The organism is Amycolatopsis sp. FDAARGOS 1241, from assembly GCF_016889705.1.
In the GTDB taxonomy this organism is placed as follows: domain Bacteria; phylum Actinomycetota; class Actinomycetes; order Mycobacteriales; family Pseudonocardiaceae; genus Amycolatopsis.
This window is the reverse complement of record NZ_CP069526.1, coordinates 2,527,369-2,554,095: the sequence shown is the minus strand read 5'-3', so window position 1 is coordinate 2,554,095 and position 26,727 is coordinate 2,527,369. Positions and strand designations below refer to the sequence as shown.

27 protein-coding genes are annotated in these 26,727 nt (G+C 66.9%); 9 read left to right on the top strand and 18 right to left on the bottom strand.

What is annotated here, in order from left to right; genetic code table 11:
* Nucleotides 1–191: 191 nt before the first annotated feature.
* The 5 genes from I6J71_RS12680 to I6J71_RS12660 form a co-directional block, all read right to left on the bottom strand.
* Nucleotides 192–890: an FAD-binding oxidoreductase gene (locus I6J71_RS12680; RefSeq protein ID WP_204094898.1), complete on the bottom strand. Its 699-nt coding sequence runs from the start codon at nt 888–890 to the stop codon at nt 192–194.
* Complete coding sequence (locus I6J71_RS12675; RefSeq protein WP_204094897.1) at nt 890–1,495, bottom strand: sulfite oxidase-like oxidoreductase; 606 nt, start codon at nt 1,493–1,495, stop codon at nt 890–892. Before I6J71_RS12675 ends, I6J71_RS12680 begins: the two co-directional genes overlap by 1 nt.
* A gap of 137 nt (nt 1,496–1,632) precedes the next feature.
* Nucleotides 1,633–2,280, bottom strand: a complete 648-nt coding sequence (locus tag I6J71_RS12670) for a sigma-70 family RNA polymerase sigma factor (RefSeq protein WP_204094896.1) — start codon at nt 2,278–2,280, stop codon at nt 1,633–1,635.
* Between the two features lie 648 nt (nt 2,281–2,928).
* A complete protein-coding gene (locus tag I6J71_RS12665) occupies nt 2,929–3,399 on the bottom strand; it encodes a hypothetical protein (protein WP_204094895.1) in 471 nt (156 codons plus the stop codon).
* Nucleotides 3,400–3,496: 97 nt separating this feature from the next.
* Nucleotides 3,497–4,000 (bottom strand): SDR family oxidoreductase, encoded by a 504-nt coding sequence (locus I6J71_RS12660; protein WP_239154732.1) that lies wholly within the window; start codon nt 3,998–4,000, stop codon nt 3,497–3,499.
* Nucleotides 4,001–4,574: 574 nt separating this feature from the next.
* Between I6J71_RS12660 and I6J71_RS12655 the strand changes: the two genes are divergently transcribed.
* From I6J71_RS12655 to I6J71_RS12635, 5 genes are all read left to right on the top strand, one after another.
* A complete protein-coding gene (locus I6J71_RS12655; protein ID WP_204094893.1) occupies nt 4,575–6,182 on the top strand; it encodes a cytochrome bc complex cytochrome b subunit in 1,608 nt (535 codons plus the stop codon).
* Nucleotides 6,179–7,282, top strand: coding sequence for a transaldolase (gene tal / locus I6J71_RS12650; protein WP_204094892.1), 1,104 nt, complete (start codon nt 6,179–6,181; stop codon nt 7,280–7,282). The genes I6J71_RS12655 and tal overlap by 4 nt, the downstream gene beginning before the upstream one ends.
* A 59-nt stretch (nt 7,283–7,341) precedes the next feature.
* A complete protein-coding gene (locus I6J71_RS12645; RefSeq protein ID WP_204094891.1) occupies nt 7,342–7,728 on the top strand; it encodes a hypothetical protein in 387 nt (128 codons plus the stop codon).
* A gap of 180 nt (nt 7,729–7,908) precedes the next feature.
* Complete coding sequence (locus I6J71_RS12640) at nt 7,909–8,112, top strand: hypothetical protein (RefSeq protein WP_204094890.1); 204 nt, start codon at nt 7,909–7,911, stop codon at nt 8,110–8,112.
* 65 nt (nt 8,113–8,177) lie between these two features.
* Entirely contained in the window at nt 8,178–8,417 is a 240-nt protein-coding gene (locus I6J71_RS12635; protein ID WP_204094889.1) for a hypothetical protein, read from the top strand.
* A 67-nt stretch (nt 8,418–8,484) separates the two neighbouring features.
* On the opposite strand, the gene I6J71_RS12630 is transcribed toward I6J71_RS12635, so the two are convergent.
* The 7 genes from I6J71_RS12630 to I6J71_RS12600 all read right to left on the bottom strand — a co-directional run bounded on the left by I6J71_RS12630 (nt 8,485) and on the right by I6J71_RS12600 (nt 14,155).
* On the bottom strand, nt 8,485–8,961 hold the full coding sequence (locus tag I6J71_RS12630) for a hypothetical protein (RefSeq protein WP_204094888.1): 477 nt from the start codon (nt 8,959–8,961) through the stop codon (nt 8,485–8,487).
* A gap of 168 nt (nt 8,962–9,129) precedes the next feature.
* Complete coding sequence (locus I6J71_RS12625; RefSeq protein WP_204094887.1) at nt 9,130–10,596, bottom strand: MFS transporter; 1,467 nt, start codon at nt 10,594–10,596, stop codon at nt 9,130–9,132.
* A 76-nt stretch (nt 10,597–10,672) separates the two neighbouring features.
* Nucleotides 10,673–11,545 (bottom strand): aldo/keto reductase, encoded by an 873-nt coding sequence (locus I6J71_RS12620; RefSeq protein WP_239154728.1) that lies wholly within the window; start codon nt 11,543–11,545, stop codon nt 10,673–10,675.
* A 42-nt stretch (nt 11,546–11,587) separates the two neighbouring features.
* Nucleotides 11,588–12,202: a GNAT family N-acetyltransferase gene (locus tag I6J71_RS12615; RefSeq protein ID WP_204094886.1), complete on the bottom strand. Its 615-nt coding sequence runs from the start codon at nt 12,200–12,202 to the stop codon at nt 11,588–11,590.
* A gap of 55 nt (nt 12,203–12,257) precedes the next feature.
* Complete coding sequence (locus I6J71_RS12610; protein ID WP_204094885.1) at nt 12,258–12,605, bottom strand: GNAT family N-acetyltransferase; 348 nt, start codon at nt 12,603–12,605, stop codon at nt 12,258–12,260.
* A 145-nt stretch (nt 12,606–12,750) separates the two neighbouring features.
* Complete coding sequence (locus I6J71_RS12605) at nt 12,751–13,260, bottom strand: hypothetical protein (RefSeq protein WP_204094884.1); 510 nt, start codon at nt 13,258–13,260, stop codon at nt 12,751–12,753.
* 454 nt (nt 13,261–13,714) lie between these two features.
* On the bottom strand, nt 13,715–14,155 hold the full coding sequence (locus I6J71_RS12600) for a thioredoxin domain-containing protein (RefSeq protein ID WP_204094883.1): 441 nt from the start codon (nt 14,153–14,155) through the stop codon (nt 13,715–13,717).
* Between the two features lie 196 nt (nt 14,156–14,351).
* Here I6J71_RS12600 and nhaA point away from each other — a divergent pair, with 196 nt between their 5' ends.
* From nhaA to I6J71_RS12585, 3 genes are all read left to right on the top strand, one after another.
* Nucleotides 14,352–15,764 carry a Na+/H+ antiporter NhaA gene (nhaA, locus tag I6J71_RS12595; protein WP_204094882.1) on the top strand — a complete coding sequence of 471 codons (1,413 nt, stop codon included), beginning with the start codon at nt 14,352–14,354 and terminating at the stop codon, nt 15,762–15,764.
* A gap of 126 nt (nt 15,765–15,890) precedes the next feature.
* Nucleotides 15,891–16,478, top strand: coding sequence for a uracil-DNA glycosylase family protein (locus I6J71_RS12590; protein ID WP_239154726.1), 588 nt, complete (start codon nt 15,891–15,893; stop codon nt 16,476–16,478).
* Nucleotides 16,479–16,608: 130 nt separating this feature from the next.
* A complete protein-coding gene (locus I6J71_RS12585) occupies nt 16,609–17,235 on the top strand; it encodes a TetR/AcrR family transcriptional regulator (RefSeq protein ID WP_239154724.1) in 627 nt (208 codons plus the stop codon).
* 538 nt (nt 17,236–17,773) lie between these two features.
* Here I6J71_RS12585 and ctaD read toward each other — a convergent pair.
* The 6 genes from ctaD to I6J71_RS48075 form a co-directional block, all read right to left on the bottom strand.
* Complete coding sequence (gene ctaD / locus I6J71_RS12580; RefSeq protein ID WP_204094880.1) at nt 17,774–19,546, bottom strand: cytochrome c oxidase subunit I; 1,773 nt, start codon at nt 19,544–19,546, stop codon at nt 17,774–17,776.
* A 397-nt stretch (nt 19,547–19,943) separates the two neighbouring features.
* On the bottom strand, nt 19,944–20,105 hold the full coding sequence (locus I6J71_RS12575; RefSeq protein WP_204094879.1) for a hypothetical protein: 162 nt from the start codon (nt 20,103–20,105) through the stop codon (nt 19,944–19,946).
* Nucleotides 20,106–21,038: 933 nt separating this feature from the next.
* Nucleotides 21,039–21,761 carry a TetR/AcrR family transcriptional regulator gene (locus I6J71_RS12570; protein ID WP_204094878.1) on the bottom strand — a complete coding sequence of 241 codons (723 nt, stop codon included), beginning with the start codon at nt 21,759–21,761 and terminating at the stop codon, nt 21,039–21,041.
* Nucleotides 21,762–21,871: 110 nt separating this feature from the next.
* A complete protein-coding gene (gene trxA, locus I6J71_RS12565; protein WP_204094877.1) occupies nt 21,872–22,195 on the bottom strand; it encodes a thioredoxin in 324 nt (107 codons plus the stop codon).
* 46 nt (nt 22,196–22,241) lie between these two features.
* Nucleotides 22,242–23,234 carry a thioredoxin-disulfide reductase gene (trxB, locus tag I6J71_RS12560; RefSeq protein WP_204092380.1) on the bottom strand — a complete coding sequence of 331 codons (993 nt, stop codon included), beginning with the start codon at nt 23,232–23,234 and terminating at the stop codon, nt 22,242–22,244.
* A gap of 108 nt (nt 23,235–23,342) precedes the next feature.
* A complete protein-coding gene (locus I6J71_RS48075) occupies nt 23,343–23,978 on the bottom strand; it encodes an ABATE domain-containing protein (protein WP_239154722.1) in 636 nt (211 codons plus the stop codon).
* A gap of 818 nt (nt 23,979–24,796) precedes the next feature.
* On the opposite strand from I6J71_RS48075, the gene I6J71_RS12550 reads away from it, so the two are divergent.
* Entirely contained in the window at nt 24,797–26,521 is a 1,725-nt protein-coding gene (locus I6J71_RS12550; RefSeq protein ID WP_204094876.1) for a GAF domain-containing protein, read from the top strand.
* Nucleotides 26,522–26,727: the final 206 nt, after the last annotated feature.

Here is a 26,727-nt window from a genome sequence, read left to right as displayed (position 1 = left end):
TAGCTCGCCGAGCACTGCGCCCAGCAACCCGAGCTCGCGGAGCCGGCCGAACAGGACCGGAGGGGGACCGTCACCACCGGGAACCCGCGTGCTGGTGGTGAACTTCACCCTAGTCAACACCGGCAACAGCCATGTCTTTCAGAATTGCTCCGCACGGCCCCGGACGCGACGACGCAGTGACGACGACTCGCTCAGCTTGTGGGACCCCACCGGCTGACGCGGATCCGCTGCGTCTCGACTCCGGCCTCGAGTAGCGATTCGGTGGCTCCGTCACAAAAGCCCGGAGAACCGCACACGTAGACCTCACGGTCCGACTCGACAAGGGGGCGGAAGTCGTCAGCTGTGAGACGTCCCACGGGTCGCGAGCTGTGCACGGGAGCTTCGCGCGTATAAACGACGGTGGTCTCCGGACCGGGGATTTCGTCCGCGTAGTACAGCTCGGCGGGCGAACGGACGGACACGATCAGCCGCATCAGGTCAGCGCGGCCCAGGCGTCGCGCAAGCCGGAGCATGGACATGAGCGGGACCACGCCCGAGCCTCCGGCGACGCCGAGGATCGGCGCGCCACCGTCCCAGGAGAAGGACCTGCCGATCGGGCCGCGGACCTGCAGCTCGTCACCGACTTCGACCACGTTGTGCAGAAACCCGGACACCTCGCCGTCCGGCAGCATCTCGACCGTGAGCTCGATCTCGTCTCCACCGGGGGCGCTGGCCACCGAGTAGTCGCGCTGGGCGTGGTAGCCGTCCGGTGCGGTCAGCCGGACGACGTAGAACTGGCCGGCCCGGTGTGTCCGGGGTTCGGCCAGCCGCAGCCGGAAAGTCTTCGCGTGTGGCGTCTCCGGGCCGATCGCCGTCACGACGCCGGTCTGCCAGGAAGAAGAGGCCGGCATCAGTCCCCCTGGTAGCGCTGCTCGAGCCACGGGTCACCGTGGTCGTGGTAGCCGTTTCGCTCCCAGAAGCCCTGCTCGTCCTCGGCCATGAACTTCAGCCCGGACACCCACTTGGCGCTCTTCCAGAAGTACAGGTGTGGCACCAGCAGCCGGGCCGGGCCACCGTGGATGTCGTCCAGCGGTGCGCCGTTGACGTCCCACACCACCCAGGCCCGGCCGTCGACCACGTCCTCGATCGGCAGGTTGGTCGTGTAGCCGGTGTGCGAGCGCGCCAGCACGTACGCCGCGTCATCGCTCACCCCGGTGAGCTCGAGCAGCGTGTCGATGGAGACCCCGTCGAAGGTCATGTCGAACTTCGACCACGTCGTGACGCAGTGGATGGCGCCCTCGTACCGGTCCGGTTCGAGGGCGTGGATCTCGTCCCAGGTCCAGCTGGTGGGCTTGTCGACGAGGCCGTCGATGGTGAAAGTCCACTCGTCGGTGCTGATCGACGGCGTCGCTTCCGCGTGCAGCACCGGCCATTCGCTACCCGCGTCGTACTGACCTGGTGGCAGCCGCGGATCCCGGCCGGAGCGCTGGCGCCCGACGAAGCCTCTTGTGATCATGATGTGTGTCCACCTTTCTCGTTCGGCTGCGGACCGCAGAGCGATCCTGACGTTTGTGGACGATAACGTCCAGATTAGAGGTAGGTGAGAGCCATCACCGCGCTGTAGCGGTACGTCACCGGCTCGTGGCCTGTTGGTCAAGCGATGAAGCCGTTTTCCACCAGGTAGGTGCGGATGTTGCGGCGGGCGTCGAACATGGTTTTGTAGATGGCGTTGCGGTTGGTGTCCAGTCGGGCGGCGAGGGCGTCCATGGGAACGTTGTCGATTGCCACGGCGACGAAGACGGTCCGCTGGTGTTCGGTCAGTACGTTTTCGATGGCGTGGGTGAGGGCGGCTCGGAGCTCGAGAGCTTGGGCCTGGTGGGGTGGCTCGTCGCCGACTGCGGCGCGTGCGTGGTTCGTCTCGTCCTGGTCGAGGGACACGCGGTGGTCGCGCCAGAAGTGCCGGCCGACTTTCGTCGACACCTCGAAGATGACGAACTTGAAGGCCCACGTCTTGAACTGTGCGTCGCCGCGGAACTCCTCGATCTTGTGGGTGATGCGCATGAGCGCATCGGCTGCGGCCTGGTGGGCCAAGTCTTCGAGCTCGGGGCCGCTGATCCGCGAAGTCGAAGATCTGCGTGCCGTTTCTCTCCTGGCGATTTTGATGAGCATCGCGTGCAGCCTGCGGCAGGCGTCTTCGAAGTGCGGGCTGCCGGGGCTGAGCTCTCGGACCCAGGTGGCGGACTCGGGGTCGAAGCTGCGTCCTCGGACCAGGACTCGTCCGCTGACGTCTGACGTGGTCATGTGGACTGTGGTTTCCGTCCGGTCTCAGCCGTGTATGCCGCCTGGATGCGGGACGCGCCTTGCGTCATGCCGCCTCACCTTCTCTCCGTTGACCGCCTTCTGCATCTGCAACCTCGCCGCTACGCGTCGATACCGGCGGTCGTCGGGCAGCCGAACGCCCCTGCGCCTGCGAAGCGATTGCGCGGCACCGTCAGACCACGCTGCGGCATGAGCCATCAGCCGAGCGGCGCCTTGGCGGCGCCGTCAGAGCTGCTCGAGCTGCCGGGCCTTGGAACACCACCCGATGGTGCGCATCAGTCCGCGTTGCGACAGCACCTGTCGGCGAGGGCGACGCAAAGCTACGCGACGGCGCCGTGGAAGAGCTCCTCAACACGACGAGCATCCTGGTTGCAGTTGTCGATCGGTCGTTCCTTCCTTGGCCGATTTGTCGTCTCGATCTCCCGTAGCAGCTCGTCGTCGTTGACACGGTCTCGGGCATCCTGACTCCTGTGTTGGCGGGTGACGACGGCCGCACCGGAGGCAGGCCGCCGCGATCCTGGACGGACTGTCGAGACCGCTGCTACCTTCCTAGCGAAAAAGGACCAAAAAGTCCAGATACCTCTCCAGAGACAATCAAAGGGATGACCAGTGGGAACGGCGCGCGGTGCCCTACGCCGTTCGAAGCGACACCAGGCTGGCCGCGTGCCGGCGAGGCGGGGCGGTGCGCGTACGGTGCCGTCGAGCGTCGTGCTCGAGCTGGACGCCACCGGCGGCGAGGGCGCGAATCATCGACGCACAGTCCACGATGACGCGGAACCGGTATCGGGATTGCGAGGCCCGAGCCGCGCTGTGCTGCCGGTGGAGGACTTGTGCCGCCTCCGTGCCAAGCTCGGTGCAGTCGGTCAGATCGATGGTGACCATCCCGCGGCACACCGACGTCGCGAAGTCGAGCTCGGCACAGAGCCGTTCGACGGCCGATGGCTCGAGCAGCCGGCCGGTGACGAAGATGGTGATCGAGCCGTCGGAGACCGCGGTCCTCAGGTAGCCCTTCGGAACCGGAGGATGAGCAGCGATCTCGTCCGTCGCCATCGTAGAAGGCTTCGGCGGAATCGGTCCGTTCGGACGGCTGTCATGGCTCACGCCCACTGTTTCCCTCCCCTGTGGATGCTCACCTGTTGGCGACCGGCGGCGGTCTCCGCTTACCGCCGCTTCGGGATCCCGTGCCTCGGGTCGGTGTTCAGTTGCGCCCGGCCATGACGCCGCCGTCGACGTCGACGATGGCCCCGATCATCCAGCTTCTCTTGTCCGAGAGCAGAAACGACACCATGTTCGCTACCTCTCTTCCACGGTGCCGATCCGGCCCTGGACAGAGAACCCGGAGTGTGGGTGTCGCCGCAATCCCTTGGTGTGCCCACAACGCGCCGATGTTGACGATCGCACCACCCGTGCCCTCGGCGAGCATCCCGGCGACGACAGTCCGGGTAGTGAAAACCACTGCGCGGTTCAGGTTCGTTGAACGAGTGGTAGAAGGCTTCGTCATATTCAGTGAACGCATTCGGGGTGAAAACCCCGCCCCGTTCACCGGCAGACGCGCATCAGCACGCTCGGCGGCAAGCTGCTTTCGAACCCCAGGAACCTGGGCGCGGTCGGTCAGCTCCGCCGCGATGCCCCATGCCTCGCCCTGCCGCGACGGTGTTTTCACCGCCATCCGCAGCTTGCCGGGGCTTCGGCCGGTAATCACGGCGCTGCCACCCCCCGCGAGCACTTGCTGCGCCGTAGCAAAACCTGTATCAAACCCCCGACAACGACGACTTTACAACCCTCGAAGCCTTCACCCATCGAATTTCACTCCCCACTCGACAAAGTACCGGCCAGCACATGAAAACCCATGGCCGGCTCGAGGTCAGTAGGCAGCCAGGCCTACGTGAACCACAACGAACCAGTCAGCAGCCGGACCGGGCATGCCGGCGCGACAGAGCGGAGCACGGCCAAGTCGACCGCGTCCGTAGCGAGTGACAGACACGGCTTGGGCGCCCTGAACATGCACAGACCAAGAGCCCACACCCACCGGGCACCCGCTGCGCACGCACCGACCGACAACCGGAGCGTGTGCCTCCGCCGCGCACCACACCGTGGCAACGTCCGGGTTCCAGTCAACTCCGCGTGCAACGACGATGCACCCGTAGAAATCCCCGGGGCCACCAAGCCCGTGGATCGGCGAGGAAACGGATGTGGACCGTCGAACGTGGTGTCGGTCACTCCTTTTGCCCGCCCGCGGAGGTAAGACCGGGCCCGGCCCCTGCCACCAACGTGACATGAGCTCATTGAGCATGCCGACGAAGAGGGCGGGCGCGCTCGAGGAGCGCCTTGGGCGGGCCGCGGACAACGCGGATCAGCGGTACAAGCTCGCCAAGGGCCTGCGGCACCAGATGAACAAGGTGTTCCCGACCCACTGGTCGTACTTGATCGGTGAGGTTTCGCTGTACAGCTTCCTCGTCGTGATCGCATCGGGTGTGTACCTGACGTTGTTCTTCGATCCCTCGATGCAGGAAGTCACCTACCACGGCAGCTTCACGAACCTGCAGGGCGTCGAGATGTCGCAAGCGTTCAAGACGACGCTGGACATCTCGTTCGACGTGCGCGGCGGCCTCTTCGTGCGCCAGCTGCACCACTGGGGAGCGCTGATCTTCATCGCCGCGACTCTCCTGCACATGTTCCGGATCTTCTTCACCGGTGCGTTCCGCAGACCGCGTGAGGCGAACTGGGTGATCGGTGTGGTCCTGCTGCTGATCAGCATGTTCGAGGGATTCTTCGGCTACTCGCTGCCGGACGACCTGCTGTCGGGCACCGGTATCCGCGCGACCCTGTCGGGCATCGTGCTGTCGGTGCCGGTCATCGGCACCTGGCTTCACTGGGCGCTGTTCGGCGGCGAGTTCCCGGGCGACCAGATCATCCCGCGCCTGTACACGCTGCACATCCTCGTGCTGCCGGGGATCCTCTTCGCCCTGATCGGCGTCCACCTGGCGCTGGTCTGGTACCAGAAGCACACCCAGTTCCCGGGCGTACGCGCGAAAGAGGACAACGTCGTCGGTATCCGGATCATGCCGGAGTTCGCACTCCACGGCGGGTCGCTCGCCGTGGTCGTCACGGGCGTGACCGCCCTCATGGCAGGTCTTTTCCAGATCAACCCGGTGTGGAACTTCGGTCCGTACAACCCGTCGATGGTGTCGGCCGGCTCGCAGCCGGACTGGTACATGGCCTGGGCCGACGGCATGCTGCGCATCTGGCCCGCGTGGGAGGTCTACCTCGGGAACTACACGATCCCGGCGGTGTTCTTCTCCGGAGCGATCGGCATGTCAGTGCTGTTCGGCACGCTGATCCTCTACCCCTGGATCGAGCTGAAGCTGTCGAAGGACACAGGGCAGCACCACAACCTGCTGCAGCGGCCGCGTGACGCACCGGTCCGCACCTCGCTGGGCATGATGGCGCTCGGGTTCTTCCTGGTCATCGAGCTGACGGGCTTCAACGACATCATCGCCGACCAGTTCCACATCTCCCTGAACGCCACCACGTGGGCCGGCCGCATCGGCGTGCTGATCGTGCCGCCGATCGCCTACTACGTGACCTACCGGATCTGCCTCGGCCTGCAGCGGGCCGACCGCGAGGTCCTGGAGCACGGTGTCGAAACCGGCATCATCAAGCGCCTGCCGCACGGTGAGTTCATCGAGGTCCACCAGCCGCTGGGCGGCGTGGACGGCGACGGCCACGCGATCCCGCTCGAGTACCAGGGCGCGCCGGTGCCGAAGAAGATGAACAAGCTCGGGGCCGCCGGTCGTGCCGTGCCGGGTTCGCTGTGGACGCCGGACCCACCTGAAGAAACCGCTGCCCTGGAACGAGCCGTCCACCAGCAGGAAACGAAATGACACACGACAAGAACAGCGACCCGCTCCACGCACTCACCAACGCCGGCGTGTCGATCTGGCTGGATGAGCTCTCACGCGACATCCTGGAGAACGGCGAATTCGAACACCTCGTGCGAAGCCGTTCAGTCGTGGGCGTCACCACGAACCCGACGATCTTCGCCAACGCCATCACTCGCAGCAGCCGCTACGCCGCGCAGCTGGAACAACTGGCCGGCAACGGAATCGACGTTGCGGAGTCCGTTCGAGCGTTGACCATCTCGGACGTTCAGCACGCAGCGGAGGTGCTCCGTCCGATCTGGGAGAAGACCGACGGAGTCGATGGCAGGGTGTCGCTGGAAGTGAGCCCCGAGCTCGCCGGCGACACCGGCGCGACCATCGCGGAGGCGATCCAGCTCTGGGAGCTCGTCGACCGGCCGAACCTCATGGTGAAAATCCCCGCCACGCCGGCCGGCGTCAAGGCTGTTACCGGTGCCCTCGCGGCCGGCGTGAACGTGAACGTGACCCTGGTCTTCTCGGCGCAGCGATGCGCCGAAGTCGGCGAGGCGTACGTCGAGGGCCTCGAACAGGCCCGAGAGAACGGCCACGACCTCGCGTCCCTCCACTCCGTGTCTTCGCTGTTCGTGTCCAGAGTGGATACCGAGGTCGACATGCGCCTCGACGCCATGGGCGTCCCAGAGCTGCGCGGCCAGGCTGCGCTGGCCAATGCACGGCTCGCTCACGAGGCCTTGTCGGCAGTGTGGGAATCCTCGCGATGGCAGAGCCTTGCCGCCGAGGGCGCCCGCCCACAGCGGCTCCTGTGGGCGTCCACGGGTGTCAAGGATCCGTCCTTCCCGGACACCAAGTACGTCACCGGTCTCATCACGCCCGGAACCGTGTCCACGATGCCACCCGCGACGCTCTCGGCGTTCGCCGATCACGGCGAGGTGCCCGGCGATCAGGTCGTCGGGCGCGGCAAGGAGGCGGCAGCGGACATCGCGGCCGTCGCCGCGGCGGGTGTCGACCTCGACGATGTGTACAACACGCTCCTGAGTCAGGGCGTCGCCAAGTTCTCAGCCAGCTGGCGCGCCCTCCACGCCTCAGTCGGCGCGCTGCTCGGCTGAACACCCCCTCACCGCTCCTCTCGCGCCCGCGCCCACACCTCAGTGCTGAAGGAATCCCGTTGCCTCGATCACTGGAGTCACTCAACCCCGCCGACGGCGCCGAAGTGACCACGAAGAACCTGGTGGCCGCGTTGACGGCCGGCCGGCTCGTTTACGACAACCGTGCAGAACAAGTTTTCGACCACAGTGGCACCACGACCTACTTCGATCGGGGGCACGCCACGCACGGAGACTGGTACGTCGACGTCGACGGCCGCTTCGCGTCGTTCTGGCCACCCAGCTACCGCGCCTCCTACGATCTGCACTGGATGGTCGAAAACGGCTCGATCGTCGGCCTGCGCTTCACCCACCGCGGAGATGGTTCACAGTTCTCCGGACGCTACGCCCGACCCACGCCGTCCGGCTCTCGCGCCGCTGAGGCGTCGAGCACCACGGCGTCGTCGTAACCGCACCATCGACCGGCGTGGCACGGCAAGCTCGGGGAGACGCCCATGCCCGAAACGAGCACCAACCACCTCCGTCGTGGACGACTACTTCCGAGCAATGGCGTGCGGCGACCTCGACGCCGTGCGCGCCAGCTACTCCCCCGATCGGCCTACGACGCGACCTCGAGCGAGCTGCGGCGGATGGTCAAGGGCGTGGTGGGGCAGGAGCCGAACAACCCGGCGAAGGACGCCGCGGCGATCCTCGATGCGCTCGACGCCGAGAACCCGCCGCTGCACTTCCTCCTCGGCGAAGACGCGCTCGACGGGCTGCGCAACCACCACGAAGCCGTGCGCGCCGACGCCGGCGCCTGGGAGGAGCTCAGCCGTTCGACGACGGCTTCCTGACCGGCCCGGACCACCGAGCACTGTGGACGGTTCCCGCTCGCTGATCACCGAGGCGCAGCGGCCCCGTGATCTGGCACAACGACGGCCTCGGCGAGCAAGACCTCGAAGCCAATCTCGTCGTCCTCCGCCTGCTCAGCGGCATCCGCGGCTTGCGCTTCGACGTCTCACGGCGCCTCGACGTGGGAGACGGCGTCTTTCAGCACCGCGTCCCGCGCGGGCAGCTGCCCGACGGCGAGGAGTCCGCGCTCGACAGCTTGGTCGCCCCATCACCGGCGGCAGTCGAAGCCATGCCCCGGCCTCCTTGACCCATAGTGTTCCCCGCAGGCACGCCGGGGCGCGATGAACGCCCGGCAGTACGCTGAAAACAACGCTCTACGCTTGGATCCGGCCGATCGACAAGATCGAAGTCCGGCGGCGAAACGCGAAAGCGGCCAGCAGCAGTGCCGCCGCGGCCGCGGCTACCTGGAGCGTCACGGAGACTTCGAAGACCCGCGTCAAGACGGGCACCCCCGACCGGAGGGCGACCCGAAGGCTGCCGGGTCCGCCGAGCACGAAATGCCACAGCACACCCAGGAGCAGCGAGCCGGCGGACGAGACGATGACGAGACCTGCTCCGTCCCGTGTCGCGGAGCGGAAATGGCGCGTGATGCCGATCGCCGGGCCGGCGAGGCCGAGCACGACGAGGAACAACTCCTTCAGCACGGGCAAACCGCCGGCGAGCAGCCCCAGCAACACGAAGTCGGCCAGCACGAGCCCCGCGTGCACGGCAGCCGCAACAGCCATGGCGCGGTCGACCCTTGCAACCAGCCGCGGCAAGCGAAGCACCACCTTGCCGTTTACTGCGTCCATCAAGGACTCCTCTTCCTCTCGTCCTCATCACGACGATGCCGGGTTCCCAGGACGTCATTACCTCAGTACCACGTGCTTGGCGACACGCCAGCCGCATCTCTTACTGCCCATTCGCACGATTTCGTGATCAGGATCGAGATGGTGGAGCACGAACAGAATGGCGTGCCGCTATCGGCATGGTGGGTGCAGCAAGGGGTGCACCAGCAAGGGCCGCCGGTCGCACCGAGTGTGGCTGCGGAAAACCGCGGCGGCGAGCGCGCTGGAGACGAACAGAGCGACAGCGCAGATGATGCACGTCAGCCGATAGCCGGGCAGGAACGCCTCGGATTGGGTGTACGAGGCGCCGGTGAGCCCGACGAGCGGGGGAAGCGCGGCGATCCACAGCAAGGCGGCACTTCGCGCGACGGCGTTGTTGACCGCGGACGCGACTCCGGCGTGGTCGCCCGGTATGGACGACAGTGCCACGAACGTCAAAGGAGCCACCATCGTGGCCGTGCCGAGGCCGAACACGCACTGGAGCGGGATCACCACACTCCAGTAGCCTGCGCCTGGGCTGACCTGCAAAGCCATCAGCGCGGCGACGCCACACAATGCGGGGCCGACCATCAATTGCAACCCGGGCCCGATCCGCGCGGCGAGTTTACCGCTGGATCGCGCCAAAACGAGGCTGATGATCGTGATCGGCAGGAGAGAGCTGCCGGCTTTGGCAGGACTGTACCCGGAGACGGTCTCCAGTGCGATCGTGAAGATCACGGAGAACACGCCGAACGCACCGTAGACGATGAAGGTCATCACGTTGATCATGACGAATGGCCTGGACTTCAGGTGTGACGCCGGCAGCATCGGCGATGGCGTGCGCCGTTCGTACCAGACGAATCCGATCCCCGCCGCGACGGCGACGAACGCGCTCACCCATGCCCACGGTCCTCGGGGGTTTGCCGGTATCGCGGTCAGCGCGTAAGTCGCCGCGGCGAGTGTCGCGACGGCCAGAGCCGAGCCACCCCAGTCCATGCCGGACGATTCGCCGTCGCGGGTCTCCGGAATGTGGCGCAGGCTCACCAGCAGCACGATGACCGCGACGGGCACGTTGATCAGGAAGATCCACCGCCACGAACCCAACGACAACAGCCACCCAGCGACGAACGGCGCGAGAACTCCCGCGATTCCGGCGAACCCGGACCACGTTCCGATCGCCTTCGGCCGGTCATCAGGCGCGATCGTGGACTGCAGGATGGCCATGCTCGCGGGTGCCATCAACGCACCGCCGATGCCTTGCAGGATGCGCGCGCCGATGAGGCCACCCACGTCGGGGACCACCGAGCACAAGACCGACGCGAATGTGAAACCAGCGACGCCGATGAGAAAGATCCGCCTGCGGCCGTAGCGGTCTCCGAGCGCGCCCGCCAGCAGGATGAGCGAGGCGAGGCTGAGGGTGTACCCGGTCACGGTCCACTGCAGCGACGCGAAGCTCGCGCCCAAGTCCCGGCCGATGTCGGGCAGGGCGACGTTCACGACGTTCGAGTCGATACCCGCGAGGCTGGCGCCGAGGACCGTCGCGATCAGGATCCGTCGACCTTGCGCGGACCGGAGTGGAAAACCCACCGGACGCGGCAGGGCAACCTCGGAACTGGCCACGGTGAGTGCCCTCCACGTACTGACTGCCGGCATCTCCCGAGGGAACTCACCGAACGCCGTTTCCGAAAGAATGCGATCACGGTTCAGCTGTCAACCGATCGAGATCACCGACTTCGGTTGCCGTCAGAGGAATGTCCACTGCGGACACGTTGTCGTTCAGGTGTTGGAGGCTCAGTGTGCCAGGGGTGGGGAGCATCGCAGGCGAGCGTTTCAAGAGCCAGGCCAGAGCGAGCTGCGCCGGCGTGACACTGCGCCGTCGCGCCATCTCTGCCAGAGGGCCGTCCTGACTGGCCAGCGCGCCGGTCGCCAGCGGAAGCCAAGGGATGAACCCGATGTTCGCCGCTTCCGCGTAGTCCAGCAACGGGTCAGCCGCCCGGTTGATGAGGTTGTATTCAGCTTGAACCGTCGCGATCTCCGCGTACTTTCTTGCTTCCTCCAGTTCGGCCAGAGTCACTTCTGCCAACCCGATCTGCCCGATCTTTCCTTCTCGCTGCATATCGGTGAGCAGTCCGATCTGATCAGCAATAGGAGCGTTCGGACTGAACCCGTGCAATTGGAACAACGGCACACGGTTGAGCTTCAGGTACCACAGCCGCGTCTCGATCTGTTTGCGAAGGAACGAGGGCCGCGGTACCGGTTCCCACTGTCCTTCGGGCGATCGAAGAAGTCCACCCTTGATCATCAGCAGCAAGTCTTCGGGGAACGGGCTCAGTGCCCGCACGATGAGTTCTTCATAGTCGAACGGCCCGGAAGACTCGGCGACGTCAATGAGGTTCACACCAAGATCGATCGCTTCTTGGAGAACACGTGCTGCTTCGGCGGCGTCCTTCGGATGACTCCACACACCGGACGCGCTCATCTGGGCGGTCCCGAGTCCGAGCCGAGTGATCGCGTGACCTCCGATCGTGAAGGTGCCGCAGCGATCGGGAAGGGTTCCACGCATGGTCATTTCTTCTCCAGGATGTTGTGCACGCGTACCGGTGCGAATCGGTCAGAAGTCGGTGAGTTCATCCGCCTGATCGGCGTCCGGCGCCGCGACCGCCGGTGCGTCCAGGTCGTACCGGCGCAAACGGAACACGTCGAGCCTCGTTTCGTAGTACTTGTCGGTCTGCCCGACCCAGTCCATCCCCATTCGCCGCGCCGCCGCCGCGGCACGCTGGTTCGCCGGACGCGAGACCGCGAAAATCTCGTCCGCGCCGGCAGCGAAGGCATAGTGGGCGATCGCGTCACCGGCTTCACCGGCATAGCCACTCCCCCACCGGTCACGAGCGATCTGAACACCAATCTCGGAATCAATGTCGTCCGGCGGCAAAGGCAGCAAAGAGACCGCTCCCACAACCTGCCCCAGGGCGAGATCAGTGACCTTCCAGCGGCCGAGCGGCGGCTCGATGGCCGCACCGTCCACAACCCACCCGGACACCAGCTGCCGCATGGTAGCCACGTCCGGAATCCGATCCATGGCCGGCGCCAACCACCGAGCGACCTCCCCATCACCGAAGATGCCCAGAGCCGCTTCGACATCGGACATCGTCCACGGAGCAAGCTCCAGGCGCGCGGTCCGAATCACAGCTCCGTCGATGTCGACCGAATGCGATCCCTTGACCATCTCCACACTCCCTACGCCGTCGTTTGCCCAGCTTCCGATGCGGCTCGCACGACCATCAGTTGGTGCGCTCGCGCGGCGCACGGTCGGGTACCGCCGCCCGGCCCGGGAAACGACCATCAACCAGCACCTTGTACTCGGGGTGGTCAGCAATGTAATCCGCCACAAACGGGCAGTAATTGGTGAGCTTCAGATCCTGTGCCCGCAGATCGTCCAAAGCGTGCTTCACCAGCCGCGTCGCGATCCCCCGACCGCGGTACTCAGGCTCAACGATCGTATGACTGAACGTCACCCGCTGACCACCACCCGGCACGTGGTAGACGATCATGCCGACAACCTGCCCATCAACCACAGCCTCATACGACCCGCTGTCGCCGTTCTTCTGTACATCCATCACGGTACTCACTTCATTTCTCCTGATCACTGCTCAAGCAAGACAGTCTTCGACGAGGTTTCGGGACGGAGTCCGCACTGGACACAAGGGCCGACACTCTTGTCCGGGCAGTGTGCTGGCTGCGGGCTGTGTGCACCGCGGTGACGTCCTTCTCGTGTCACGGTGCGCGAGGAGGCAGAGCCGCCGATGTCAACGAGTGAGTGAACGGCACGGTCAGGTGCCATGTCGAGTCGACGAGCGGTGAACGTGGCACGTCGAACGTCGTGCTCCAGAACTTTTCGGTAGCGTTCCCATCGGAGAAGGTCAACGTCAGCGTGTACGACCGCGCGCCGGCCCCGTCGTGGTGCGAGCCGCGGCTCCGGCCGGCGAGGTGAATGACGTCAGGCATCGAACTCAGCAAGATCGAGTTGGTGTGCAGCTCGTAACGTTCTGCTGCCGGGTTATCCTCCGTGGAGCCGGCAGCGCCTTCTCCGGATTTGTGGGTCGTGGCGAGCATGATTTCGATCCCGCCCAGCAGGTGCACACTGATCGAGAGCTCCAGCTGCGAGAAGCGGTCGGGCTCGACCTCGCGGAACCGGCTGCCGTTGCCCGTGACGACGGCTGCGGACAGCTTCAAGGGAAGGCTTGTCACCGGCGCACTCGGCATGAAGCCCAGCTGCTCACTCACCGTGGTGGCCCTTCTCGCGTTCTCACGACGAAGTCCGCCCATTCAGCGCTGCTGAGCGCGCGTGACGCAGCTTCGTTCTCCGGCGCGCCCATCATGCACCAAAGAGAACTATTTAGTCCACTAAGTGGGTCGAGAACCGCCAGGCACGTCGCCCTTGTCACGTTGCCCGTGCATCGCATCGTGATCCCAAAGGCGGGCGTGCCTCACGCCACTGGACGAGACTACGGCGCCATCCTGAGGTCTCGGAACCGGTTCCTCCTCTTTTCACCCGTACGTCGTCTCGGTGGCGGTCACGACCGTGTTGTCGATCACTGGAGGCGATCATGCCGAGTGCGGAACCAGAAGGTCCATTTTTCGAACTCAAGCCTGGTCCGTTTCCGGACGCAGGCTCTCGACAGCTCGTAAGCACGCGGCAGCCGGTCCGGAGCGCTACCTCCGCGCCTGAGGTGCCGGGTCAGGGCAGGCGTACTGCCGATCGCAGCGCCTGATAGCTGACCCGGCCTTCGTACGCGCGACCGTCGATGAACAGCGTCGGTGTGCCTTGGACGTCCAGTTCGGCGCCGGAGGTGTAGTCGGCCACGACGGCCGGGCGGAACCGTTGCACGGCCTCGCCGGTAACGTCGCCGGCTCCGATGCGGGCAGCGTATGCCCGCAGGTGGACATCCGTCAGCTTGCTCTGATGGGTGAGCAGCAAGTCGTGCATCTCCCAGAACAGCTCGCCCGAAGCCTCCGCGGCGAGAGCGGCCGTGAGCGCGTACGGGTGAATCGTGAAGATCGGGAAATGGCGGAACACCAAGCGGATCGAGCCGCCCGAGCTGTCGATCAGTTTGCGCAGCTCGGGCGCCGCCGCAGCGCAGTACGGACACTCGAAGTCTCCGTATTCCACCACGGTCACCGGAGCTGATGGATTGCCGTACACGTGCCGGTCCAGGTTGATGTCACTCCGCGTCGCCACGCGCGATCCTTCCGTGCCGGGTCGGTCCACTCCGGACAGTGCCACCGCAGGGCAGCTGTGGACGTGCCCAGGCTAACGCCCAGTCTGACGGACGGTACACAACCAAGCTGCCTGTACGTCAGGCATACTCGGCCCCGTGAAGGCCGACTCGAGCCGATTCACCGAGGGGCTCCTCCCTCGGTTGCCGTCGACGACCCGCCGCGTGAACGTGCCGCTGCCGTACGTGTCGGCCGGGTTCCGCCAGTTCTTGGCGACCGAAGCCGGCAGCGCTGTCCTGCTTCTCGCCGCCACAGTGGCCGCCCTTGTGTGGGCGAACGTGGCAGGGGTGAACTACGACGCGTTCTGGGGAACTCATGCGGGCGCGGAAGTCGGCGCCGCGCACTTTTCGCTGAGCCTTCGTGACTGGGTGAACGACGTTGCCATGGTCGTGTTCTTCGCCGTGGTGGGGCTGGAGATCAGCCGGGAAGTGTCCGTCGGCGAGCTGCACGACCTCCGCTCGATCGTCGTCCCGGCCTGCGGCGCGCTCGGTGGACTGGCCCTGCCCGCGATCATCTACTTCCTGTTCAACAGTTCCGGCGCCGCCGCGGTCGGCTGGGGCATTCCGATGTCGAGTGACACGGCCTTCCTGATCGGCGTACTGGCGCTGTTCGGGCCTCGCTGCCCGGACCAACTGCGGCTGTTCTTGCTCACACTCGCGATCGGCGACGACATCGGAGCGATCACGGTGATGGCCGTGTTCTACACGCACCACGTGTCCGTGGTGGCGCTGGCTGTAGCGGCGGTGCTGATCGTGGCGCTGCTCGGCCTGCGATGGCTGGGCGTGTGGCGGTTGGCGCCCTACCTCGTCGTCGGTGCCGGGTTGTGGGCAGCTGTTGACGCGTCCGGAGTTCACCCCACCCTGGCCGGCGTGCTCATCGGCTTGCTCGTGCCGGCCGGCGAGGTCGACGGTCACACCCGCGAGCGAATCCGGCTCTACGGGCGCGCCGTGATCGAGCGCGCGGATGCCGTGCGGGTGCGGCTTGCCACGACCGCGATGAAGGCGACGCTCTCGGCGAACGAACGGCTGCAGGCAATTCTGCACCCCATAAGCGCTTTCGTGATCATCCCCGTGTTCGGCCTGGCGAACGCCGGCGTGCAGCTCGACGGTGCCACGCTGCGGGCTGCGGCGTCCTCCACCGTGACCCTCGGCGTCGCGGTCGGCCTGATCGTCGGCAACACCGTCGGCATCTCGCTCGCAGCAGGAATCGCGCTCCGGACGGGACTGGGCACCCTGCCGGGCCGGGTCCGCTACAGCCACCTCATCGGCGGCGCCATGCTGGCCGGCATCGGCTTCACGATCGCATTGTTCATCACCGGTCTCGCCTTCACCGACCCCACCTTGCAGCAGCAGGCCAAAGTGGGTGTTCTCGGCGGGTCGCTCTGTTCCGCGGTCCTCGGCTCCGTCGTGCTGCGCTTCCTCGGCGAACGCCTCCCGTTGTGCTCCTTCGACGAGCAGTTCGCGCTACCGGAGCTGCCCGAAGGTCCGTGGCTGGATCCGAGCCTGGCCTAGCGCCGGCAGCTGGGTCACCTCCGTCGTTCCGGAGCGCGGCAGCAATCTCGCTGACCCCTGAATCGATGGACCACATAGTCCATCTAGAGTGTTGCCCGGCCGTCCCGCCACGAACCAGGAGTGCAGTTGACCGACGTCTTGCGTGCAGTCGTGGACGAACTGACGTCCGACCCGTCCAACGCGTGGGCACGCGACCTCGGCTACCGTCCCGTGTGGGCCGGGTCCCCGGCCGCGCGGATCGCGATCATCGGCCAGGCGCCAGGCTGGCGCGCCCAGGAAAGCGGCATCCCGTGGGACGACGCCAGCGGCGTGCGCCTGCGCGCGTGGCTCGGTGTCCGCGACGAGCAATTCTACGACCCGGCGCTGTTCGCCATCGTGCCGATGGATTTCTACTTCCCGGGCAAGGGCAAGACCGGTGACCTGCCTCCGCGCAAGGACTTCGCGCCACGGTGGCACCCACGGATCTTCTCGGCGATGCCGAACATCACTCTCCGGGTGCTCATCGGCGCATACGCGCAGCGGTTTTACCTCGCGGGCCGAGCGAAGGCGAACCTCACCCAGACCGTGCAGTCCTACCGGCAATACCTTCCTGCCGAGTTTCCGCTGGTGCACCCGTCACCACTGAACTACGGCTGGCACGCCAAGAACTCTTGGTTCACCGCCGAGGTCGTACCTGAACTGGCTCGCCGGGTGTCGATCGCGCTGGGACACTGATGACTGCGGGTTACGGCTCAGGGAGTCCAGCTTGATCGACATGGAGCTTCACGAAGAACGCGGAGAGGTCTGACCTGGGCTCGGATGGTCGAGTCACCCCGGTCACGCGCAGGTACGATAGCCTGTCGCCGTGGCGGAACCGGAGAGCACACTGAAGCCTGTCCGGCTGACGGCGCGGGGCGAGGCGACCCGGGCTCGGATTCTGCGAGCCGCGGTAGACCTGATGACGGTAAAGGGAGTGGCCGCCACCACGCTCGACGATGTTCGTGCGGCGAGCAGCACCAGCAAGTCACAGCTCTACCACCACTATGCCGACAAGGACGCGCTCGTCCAGGACGTCATCGAACATCAGGCCGAGGAGGTGCTGGCCAACCAGGGGGAGCAGTTGCGCCGGCTGAACTCGATCCGGGGGCTCGAGCGCTGGCGTGATGCGATCATCCAGCGCAACGCCCTGCGCAACGGCGCTTATGGATGCCGGCTCGGGTCGCTCGCGAGTGAGCTTTCCGACCAGAACGAACGGGCGCGATCCGCCCTTGCCGGCCACTTCGAAACCTGGCTCGGCCTGCTCACGGATGGTCTGCGGCGGATGCGCGACACCGGTAAACTGCGCCGCGACGCCGACCCCGAACGGCTCGCCACCGGCTTGATGGGGGCGCTCCAAGGTGGCTATCTGCTGGCGCAGACGGAGCACGACATCAAGCCGATGCGCATCGCACTCGACATGGCCATCGACTACATCCGCACCTTTGAGGCGTGAGACGCTGCCGGCGAGACCCCGGGCTCGTCCATGGAAGCCAATGCGGCGCTCGTCTTGCAGAACGGCCTGATCCTGACCTGCTATCGCCAGTCCGCGTTTGCCTCGCCGGTACGGCTGCCTCAGTGCGCACCTCGGGAGGGCCCCTTGCGCCTGTTTGCCTCCGCATTCGGGTTGCCAGGCGCTTCGTTTACCCGCTCGCGGGACGGATGGGCATCCCCCGTCGCCGGCGACCTGCTGGACACCAGGGGATGCGGCATCGCGCGGTCGCGGCGCGACCCGGTCTGCCACGGGCCTCGAGGGTGACGCCTTCCAGTTCGTCGCACCTCGAGGCGCCGGAGGGCTCAACGCAGTACATCGCGCCGAATCCGTGGGTTCTGATCACAGTCCGTAACGCGTTCGGAGCCGGCTGGCGCGCCGGGCAGCGCACCAGCTCGGCGAGGTCACCCCTCGCGAGTGTCAGTGGCACATCAGCCCCGGGGCGCCGGCGCTCACCGGTTGGGGCTTCCTCCGGATGCGGAGCGGACGAGGGTGGGCACGACTATTGCTCGCCCGCGTTGTCGGTGTCGTGGCTGCCCGGCATGGTGGCCTCGACGAGTTTCTGCGAAGGTGCGGCCCCGTGGCGCGGCTTGCCGAAGAAGCCGATCTCCCCTTCGGCGTGCATGCGCTCCACCATGTGCGGGTAGTGCAGCTCGAACGCGGGGCGTTCGGAGCGGATGCGGGGCAGCTCGGTGAAGTTGTGCCGCGGCGGCGGGCAGGACGTGGCCCATTCGAGGGAGTTGCCGTAGCCCCACGGGTCGTCGACGGTGACGATCTCGCCGTAGCGGTAGCTCTTGACCACGTTCCAGATGAACGGCAGCGTGGACGCGCCCAGGATGTACGCGCCGATCGTGGAGATCGTGTTGAGCGTGGTGAACCCGTCGCTGGCGAGGTAGTCGGCGTAGCGGCGCGGCATGCCCTCGGCGCCGAGCCAGTGCTGCACCAGGAACGTGCCGTGGAAGCCGATGAACGTCGTCCAGAAGTGCCACTTGCCGAGCTTCTCGTCCATCATCCGGCCCGTGATCTTCGGGAACCAGAAGTAGATGCCGGCGAAGGTCGCGAACGCGATCGTGCCGTAGAGCACGTAGTGGAAGTGCGCCACCACGAAATAGGTGTCGGAGACGTGGAAGTCGATGGCCGGGGCGGCCAGCAGGATACCGGTCAGGCCGCCCAGGAGGAACGTCACCAGGAAGCCGACAGCGAAGATCATCGGCGTCTCGAAGGACAGCTGGCCCTTCCACATCGTGCCGATCCAGTTGAAGAACTTCACGCCGGTCGGGACGGCGATGAGGAAGGTCATGAAGGAGAAGAACGGCAGCAACACGGCACCGGTCGCATAGAGGTGGTGCGCCCACACGGAAACACTGAGCGCGGCGATAGCCAGGGTCGCGAAGATCAGGCCCTTGTACCCGTAGAGGGGCTTGCGGCTGAAGACCGGGAAGATCTCGGACACGATCCCGAAGAACGGCAGCGCGATGATGTAGACCTCGGGGTGGCCGAAGAACCAGAACAGGTGCTGCCACAGGATCACGCCGCCGTTGGCCGGGTCGAACACGTGCGCGCCCAAACGGCGATCGGCCTCCAGGCCGAAGAACGCGGCCGTGAGGATCGGGAACGCGACGAGGATCAGGATGCTGGTGATGAGGATGTTCCAAGTGAAAATGGGCATCCGGTACATCGTCATGCCCGGCGCGCGCAGGCAGACCACGGTGGTGATCATGTTGACCGCACCGAGGATCGTGCCGAGCCCGGAAACGATGAGGCCGGCGATCCACATGTCAGTACCGGGGCCTGGTGTGTGGACGGACTCCGACAGTGGCGTGTAACCCGTCCAGCCGAACTCGGCAGCGCCCCCCGGCGTCAGGAAGCCGGAGATGACGATCAGGCTGCCGAAGAGGTAGAGCCAGTACGAGAACGCGTTCAGCCGCGGGAACGCGACGTCGGGGGAGCCGATCTGCAACGGCAGCACGAAGTTCGCGAACCCGAACAGGACCGGGGTCGCATACATCAGCAGCATGACCGTGCCGTGCATCGTGAACAGCTGGTTGTACTGCTCTTGCGACAGGAACTGAAGCCCCGGCCGCGCCAGCTCCGTGCGGATCAGCATCGCCATCGCGCCGCCCGCCATGAAAAACCCGAACGCCGTGACCAGGTACATCACGCCGATCTGCTTGTGGTCCGTCGTGCGCATCAACCGAAGCAACGCGGCGCCCTTCGTGGACACGCGCGTGGGATAGGGCCGCGTTGCGATCGGCCTGGGCGCGGTGGTGCGCATGATTTCCTCCGGGCTGGATGCTGGACTGGCTGGCTTTTCGATCCTGGGTGCGGAGCCGGGAACCGTTCGACGGTGCCGCTCCGGACTGATCTTTCGGGGAGAGCTCACCTTGTCGGACCGAAACGTTCAGGCCGGACGACACCGTGCTCGAAGCTCGGTACCGCGCCGTCGGGTGGCAGCTCGACGGCGAGGCCAACCGTGTCTCCCCCTGGCGCGCCGGCGACCGAGTACGACCGCTGCGCGCGGAAGCCATCTGGTGAGGTGTGGCGCACGACGTAGTGCCGACCTGCCGAAACGGGACGAGGGCGGGAGAGCCTCAGCCGGGGGGTCTCGGTCCGCGGCGCCTCGGGCACGATCTGCAGCACTGGCACTGTCTGCCACGAGCTAGGAAGGTTCATCAGCCGCCCTCGTGCCGTTCTTCCCACAACGGCTCGCGGTGCTCGTCGTAGCCGGCACTCACACAGTGGAGGTCACTGTCGTACCGGTCGCCCGGCCGGGTGCGGGTCTTGTTCCACGTGCGGTTCGCCGGTGTGTCCACGAGCCCGGCAACCTTCCACACGTACCGCGCACCCTGTGCGGCATGCGCAAATATCCGCGCCTTCGTGGTGACCCCGGTGACGGAGCAGGTCGGCATGAGCTTCGTAAGGCCTTCATTCTCGGTGGGATATCGCGACGGATCGCCCGGCCGCACCGGATACATCCGCTTCTTGCACCGTTCGCAACCGGTCGCCGGGAGCCGGCTCCTTCCCCTGTCACACCTCGGCTGTTCGAACCCTACTGGACTATATGGTCCTCATCAAGTCAACCCCCCAGTGACAAAGAAGCCACGGGGAGCATCGGACAACCCCCGCCGCAGTCCTCGGAGCCGGGACCCTGACAGGACAGCTGGTTCGGCGATGCCACGGCTACAGAGTCGCATCGCCGCCGCCTGCGCACATTGCCACCAGCGGCCGTTGCGTGTCCATTGCTGGTGGTACGCGCGGTTACCGGCCAGCCGGTAGCGGCCGTACCGGCTGGCGGTCACTCAGCAGGTACGGATAGCTGCATGGGCCTTGTCGCCGGTGACGCCGCGTGGAGCCGAGCCTGGCGGCCGAGCGTCCCGGTGCGCCGACTCACCCGCACGTCCCGACACGATCCATTGTGGATCATGACGGGAACTGGCACCCGGCGCTCAAATCACGCTGTCGCCTTTTGCGAATGCGACGATCATTTGCCACATTCTTCCGAGGGAGGTGCCGACAGTGAACGATTTCCTCACGTCGCACCACAGCAGCTGTGACATGGAAAGTGACGCCCGGGGAACCGCAGCGTCAGTGCCCCGGGGTGGTCGAAGGGGACGACGAAGTGCACCCGAGGTGGCGCGACCGTCGCCACGAGTTGGCCACACCGAGTCCTGATGAGACTCAATGGGCGCTCGGTTCCCGCGACCTCAATCCGCCGGCTGCGCAACAGTCAACCCTCCAACTCGGCAACGGGCGAGACAACCCCGCCGTCACTTGGCACCGTGACCATCGCTACCTGCCGCGCCGGGCCGCGTGGTGGACCGTCGCCTCATCGTCGTGGTGCGGGCGACGATGGCCGGCCACAGGACGGCCACGACGTCGTCGGGGATGTCCTTGGCCACCTCGCCGCGGTAGAACGGCGCGAAGTAGGTACCGAAGCACATGGTTGCGATTGTGCGGACGTCGATGCCGTCGCTGACCGCGCGACGTTGCTGCAGCTGGGTCAGCACCTTCTCGAGGAGCCCGACGCGGGGCTGGACGGCGTGCTTGCGCAGGATTTCCAGTAGCTCGGGAGTGCGGTTGGCCTCGCCCGCGAAATCGCCCATCAGCACCATGGCGTCGGGGCTGTGGTAGGCGGGGTCCACCCGGCGGACGGCTTCCACGAGTGCCTCACGGGGCTCCAGGCCGCTCAGGTCGACGGTGTGTACTTCGCCCTGCTTGCGGAAACCGTAGTCGAGGGCATCCACGACCAGGTCGAACTTGGTGCTCCACCGCAGATACAGCGTGCGGCGCGTGACCTTGGCATCGGCCGCGATGTCGCCGATGGTCATGTCGGAGTAGCCGTCCCGGACCAACCGCTCACGGGTGGCACGGACGATCGCCTCGTCCAGGGCTGTGTCGCGAGGCCGGCCACCAAGTCCCGGCCGGTCCGCCTCGCCCGCGGAGTTCGCGGCACGAGGACGATCGCCGGCTCGCCTGCGTGCTCCGGCCATGCACCCCTCCTTCCGGACGATCACTGTCACGCCGGCCGTGCGAGAACCCGGGTCGGCGGGGCGATTCCCGCAGGCCCGGGTTCTCGCACGGCCGGACGGCGCGTGCTCGGTCAGAGCACGTCGGCCAGGTCGGACAGCAGCGCGGCCTTGGGCTTGGCACCGACGATCTGCTTCACCGGCCTGCCGCCCTGGAACAGGATCAGCGTCGGGATCGACATCACCTGGTAGTCACGCGCCGTGTTCGGGTTCTCGTCGATGTCGAGCTTCGCGACGGTCAGCTTCTCACCGTTCTCGGCCGCGATCTCCTCGAGCACCGGCGCGACCATCTTGCACGGCCCGCACCAGGTCGCCCAGAAATCGACCAGAACCGGCTTCTCACTGGTGAGCACGTCATCCACGAAACTCTTGTCGGTCACCTTCACGGTGTTGGCCATCGGTTTCTCCTTCAGGTGGTCGGAAACTCGGGAAGACTCGGAAAGATCAACGGGCGCCGGCGCCGTAGCCGCCGCCGACCAGCTCGGCCGCCTCGTGGGCATCCGGGTCGCCGTGCTCGGCCAGCCATCGTTCCGCGTCGATGGCCGCGCTGCACCCCGAACCCGCCGCCGTGATCGCCTGCCGATAGGTGCGATCCACCAGATCACCGGCCGCGAACACCCCCGGCACGTTCGTGTACGACGTACGACCCCGCGTCACCACGTAACCGTCCTCGTCCAGCTCGACCTGGCCCCGCACCAGCTCGCTGCGCGGGTCGTGCCCGATCGCGACGAAGAACCCGGTCACGTCCAGCTGCTTCTCCTCGCCGGTCCGGGTGTCCTTCACCGTCAGGCCCGAAACCTTGCCGTCCCCCTCGACACCCGTGATCTGCGAGTTCAGCTGCCACTTGATCTTGTCGTTCGCCCGCGCCCGCTCCAGCATGATCTTCGAGGCGCGGAACTCGTCGCGCCGGTGCACGATCGTCACCGACTTCGCGAACTTCGTCAGGAACGTCGCCTCCTCCATCGCCGAATCACCACCCCCGGCCACGGCGATGTCGTGATCGCGGAAGAAGAACCCGTCACAGGTCGCACAGGCCGACACCCCACGCCCCAGCAGGTCCTGCTCACCCGGCACGTTCAGATACCGGGCCGCCGCCCCCATCGCCAGCACCACGGCGCGCGCGGCGTAGCGCGTGCCGTTCGCGACGACGTACTTGACGTCGCCGGTCAGCTCCAGCGATTCGACGTCCTCCGCGCGCAGCTCCGCCCCGAAACGCTCGGCCTGCTTGCGCATCTCCTCCATCAGGTCCGGGCCCTGGATGCCGTCGCGGAAGCCCGGGAAGTTCTCGACCTCCGTGGTCGTCATCAACGCACCACCGAACTGCGTGCCCTCGAACACCAGCGGTTCCAGCTGCGCCCGGGCCGCGTACACCGCAGCCGTGTAACCGGCCGGACCCGACCCCACGATGATCAGGTTCCTGATTTCCTCGGCAGCCACCCGTGAACCTCCGCTCGTAGTGCGTACCAGTAGATCGTCGAAGGCGACCCGCACCCTTCCACCGCCGAGTGCGGTTCAGGGCATGCCGTGGTCGCGTTCCCGGACTCGTCATCGGGCCGCGTCCGACGACTGCTTGTCGTTGAACCGGGCGACGCGTGCCCTGTTTCCGCAAGTCTGCGAGCACCACCTTCGGCGCCCATGACCTGACAGGTAGTAGTTCGCGCAGCCCGGCGCGGCGCAGGCACGCAGGCGCCTTCTCTCTTCGCTGCCGAAGAGGCGCACCGCTTGGCGTGCCAGGAGCGAAGTGACGGCGACACCGCCAGGCACGTCACCCTGGAGCACGAGCGTCGGCGCGCTTTCACCAGTCCACACCAGCGCGGGCGACACCGCGCCACGGGCCGCGGCACTGTTGAGCATGTCGACTGCGACCTGGTGATCGGGCAAGCCGGACCCGACCCCCGCACGGCGCTCGTCCGCCGTTGCGTCGGCAGCCAGCCGCCTCAGCGCGTCGCGCAGCCGGCGCAGGTCGAACGCCGTCTGCTTCACACTCAACGGGCTTGCGCACGGCAGCCAGTGGTCGAGCGAGCTCGGACGTTGCTCGAGACGGGGCAGGATCTCTCGAATCCACTCAAGCGCACCGTCGGCGGTGGAAAGCGCATCATCGGCCCCTTTGCCGCTGGCCCAGACGGTGTTCATCAGGTCGATCGGCAGCTCCTGGCCGGCGACCCGTTCACGGCGCGTCATAGCACTCCGCGCAACGCGATGGTCAGATCGTCCTGCTGAAGGATCTCCGCCTTCCACTGGGACAGCCGTGAGCCTCGACGGCGCGCCGCCACTCGAATTCCGTGAGGGTGCTCGTCGCGCCGGTACTCGACCGCGTCGGGCGAACGCGGGGCCGCAGCCTTCGCTACGCGCCAACGCCTGTCCGCGGAGTTCAGCCGGCTGTTTGCTTCGGCCATACGGCCCTCCCCTCTGTACTGGTCTTCTTGTCGGCGTCAGTCGACGGTCGGTTCTTACCGCCGGCTGAGGCCGCCTGATCGAGCCGCTGCTATTGCCGGGGAGAACCGCGGCCGGCCGCGCGTGAACAGCTGCGGATCCAGCGAAGGCCGCAACCCGCACAAGCGCCGGATTGATCGACTCCCAGAGGGCGCGAGCAGCCAATCGTCGCCCACACCCACGGACTCCCGTCGTCCTCCGGTACGCGGCGCCGACGCACTGTTCCCCCGCCGGTCCCGGTCGCTGAAGGCACGATCCTCGGCGCGAAGCTGCGGTCCGCTCACGCGGTACCTGTGCTGCCGCACGGTCACCCTTCTCAAATCCGAGATGGTCGGGCGTCTCCTCGTCCCACGAAGTCTGCAGTACCGTCGGGTTATGTCGGAATTGTCGCCGCTGGTCACGCAGGTGGTGGCGATGCGATCGGCGGCCGGATCCTCGCTGGTGGCGGTGGGTGGCCGGGCATGTCCACCCGGACCGTTCGTGGCCCGCCTGCCGGCTGGGAGCGCGCGGGCGCCGGTGGGCATCTGGTGAGAAGGCGGCGTGGCTGCCGCCGGAGCGGAGGCTTGATGGTCACTCAGCGAAGCGATCGCATAGCCGGGGAGCAGGCGGCGCTGCGGCGGGTGGCGACGCTGGTGGCCCGGGCAGCGCTGCCGGAGGAGGTTTTTTCCGCGGTCGCTGCAGAAGCCGGGCGGCTGCTCGGCGCCGATCACTCGTGGATGATCCGGTACGAGTCCGATGGCGCGGCGAAAGTGGTCGCCACGTGGAGCAGCACGGGCGCCGCCGCCCCCGCCGGAACCCGGCTGAGCCCCGGAGGGCCGAACGTGTACACGCTGGTGTTCCGAACGGGCCGTCCTGCCCGGATCGACAGCTCCAGCGACGTCACGGGCCCCGTCGCCGACCTCGCCCGCGAATTCGGTTACGGCGCGGCTGTCGGCGTGCCGGTCAGCGTCGAGGGCCGCTTGTGGGGCGTCATGGTCGTCGCATCCACGCACGAGGAGCCGCTGCCGGCCGACTCCGAGGCGTGGCTGGCCGGGTTCGCCGAACTGGTGGCCACCGCGATCGCCAACTCGCAGGCGCGGGTGCAGCTGCGCTGGTTCGCCGACGAGCAGGCGGCGCTGCGGCGGGTGGCGACGCTGGTGGCCCGGGCGCCGCCGCCGCAGGAGGTGTTCGCCGCGGTCGCCGAGGAAGCCGGACGGCTGCTGCGCGCCCACCACTCATGGATGACCCGGTACGACTCCGACGGCGCGGCGAAAGTGGTCGCCACCTGGAGCAGCACCGGCACCGCCGTCCCCACCGGGACCCGGCTGAGCCCCGGAGGGCGGAACGTGTACACACTGGTGTTCCAGACTGGCCGTCCCGCCCGGATCGACAGCTCCACCGACGCCGCCGGCCCGGACTGCGAGGTCGCCAGCGAGCTGGGCGTCCGCGCGGCTGTCGGTGTGCCGGTCAGCGCCGGAGGCCGCCTGTGGGGCGTCATCGTCGTGTCATCCACGCAAGAGGAGCCGCTGCCCGCCGACTCCGAGGCGCGGCTGGCCGGGTTCACCGAACTGGCCGCGACCGCCATCGCCAACGCCGAGGCCCAGACAGAGCTGGCGGCTTCCCGGGCACGGATCGTGGCCGCCGCCGACACCACCCGCCGCCGGATCGAGCGGAATCTGCACGACGGCGCCCAGCAGCATCTGGTCTCCCTGGCCCTGCAGCTACGGGCCGCGCAGCTGACCGCGCCCACCGGGGCCGGTGAGCTGATGCGGCAGTTGGACGAGGTGGCCACTGGGCTCGTCGAGGTGCTGGACGAGCTGCGCGAGATCGCCCGCGGCCTGCACCCGGCCATCCTGGCCGAGTCCGGACTGCCCTCTGCACTGAAGGAGCTGGCGCGCCGCTCGGCGGTCCCGGTCCGGCTGGATGTCCGGGTGGAGGGGCGGCTGGCCGAGCCGGTCGAGACCGCCGCTTACTACGTGGTGGCCGAGGCGCTGACGAACGCGGCCAAGCACGCGCACGCCACCACCGCCGAGGTCCAGGTGGCCGCCGGTGAGGGCGTGCTGCACGTGCGCGTCCACGACGACGGCTGCGGCGGCGCCGGCCTCACACGCGGCACCGGTCTCACCGGCCTCAAGGATCGAGCTGAGGCGCTCGGCGGCCACCTGGCGCTGCACAGCCCGCCCGGAGAGGGCACCACCCTTCAGGTCGAGCTCCCGGCGGAGCAGGCCCGCCCCACCGAGTCCGGGGCGGCAGGTCCAAGCGCCGCAAACGGCGCGCAAGCGGTGCCACCGTGGTCGCGTTCAACCACGTAGTCGAGGGAAGACGCCCCTGCATCGGCCTGCCCGTTCCGTTGATCGGCCTACTCAAGGCCCAGCGTGTGACTCCCGGGAGGACACCGGTCACGCCGTCACCACCCAACCGGAGGGCCCCGTACCCACCCACCGGCTACACGCAATAAAAGCAGTTGGTCGACAGGGCCGGCGGCCCAGAGCGTCGGCTGCCCGACGTCACTCGCGGG

Coding starts and splice junctions, on each gene's coding strand:
- I6J71_RS12680 (WP_204094898.1), bottom strand. CDS start 890: ATGCCGGCCTCTTCTTCCTGGCAGACCGGCGTCGTGACGGCGATCGGC.
- I6J71_RS12675 (WP_204094897.1), bottom strand. CDS start 1,495: ATGATCACAAGAGGCTTCGTCGGGCGCCAGCGCTCCGGCCGGGATCCG.
- I6J71_RS12670 (WP_204094896.1), bottom strand. CDS start 2,280: ATGACCACGTCAGACGTCAGCGGACGAGTCCTGGTCCGAGGACGCAGC.
- I6J71_RS12655 (WP_204094893.1), top strand. CDS start 4,575: ATGAGCTCATTGAGCATGCCGACGAAGAGGGCGGGCGCGCTCGAGGAG.
- tal (WP_204094892.1), top strand. CDS start 6,179: ATGACACACGACAAGAACAGCGACCCGCTCCACGCACTCACCAACGCC.
- I6J71_RS12640 (WP_204094890.1), top strand. CDS start 7,909: ATGGTCAAGGGCGTGGTGGGGCAGGAGCCGAACAACCCGGCGAAGGAC.
- I6J71_RS12630 (WP_204094888.1), bottom strand. CDS start 8,961: ATGGACGCAGTAAACGGCAAGGTGGTGCTTCGCTTGCCGCGGCTGGTT.
- I6J71_RS12620 (WP_239154728.1), bottom strand. CDS start 11,545: ATGACCATGCGTGGAACCCTTCCCGATCGCTGCGGCACCTTCACGATC.
- I6J71_RS12615 (WP_204094886.1), bottom strand. CDS start 12,202: ATGGTCAAGGGATCGCATTCGGTCGACATCGACGGAGCTGTGATTCGG.
- ctaD (WP_204094880.1), bottom strand. CDS start 19,546: ATGCGCACCACCGCGCCCAGGCCGATCGCAACGCGGCCCTATCCCACG.
- I6J71_RS12570 (WP_204094878.1), bottom strand. CDS start 21,761: ATGGCCGGAGCACGCAGGCGAGCCGGCGATCGTCCTCGTGCCGCGAAC.
- trxA (WP_204094877.1), bottom strand. CDS start 22,195: ATGGCCAACACCGTGAAGGTGACCGACAAGAGTTTCGTGGATGACGTG.
- I6J71_RS48075 (WP_239154722.1), bottom strand. CDS start 23,978: ATGACGCGCCGTGAACGGGTCGCCGGCCAGGAGCTGCCGATCGACCTG.
- I6J71_RS12550 (WP_204094876.1), top strand. CDS start 24,797: ATGGTCACTCAGCGAAGCGATCGCATAGCCGGGGAGCAGGCGGCGCTG.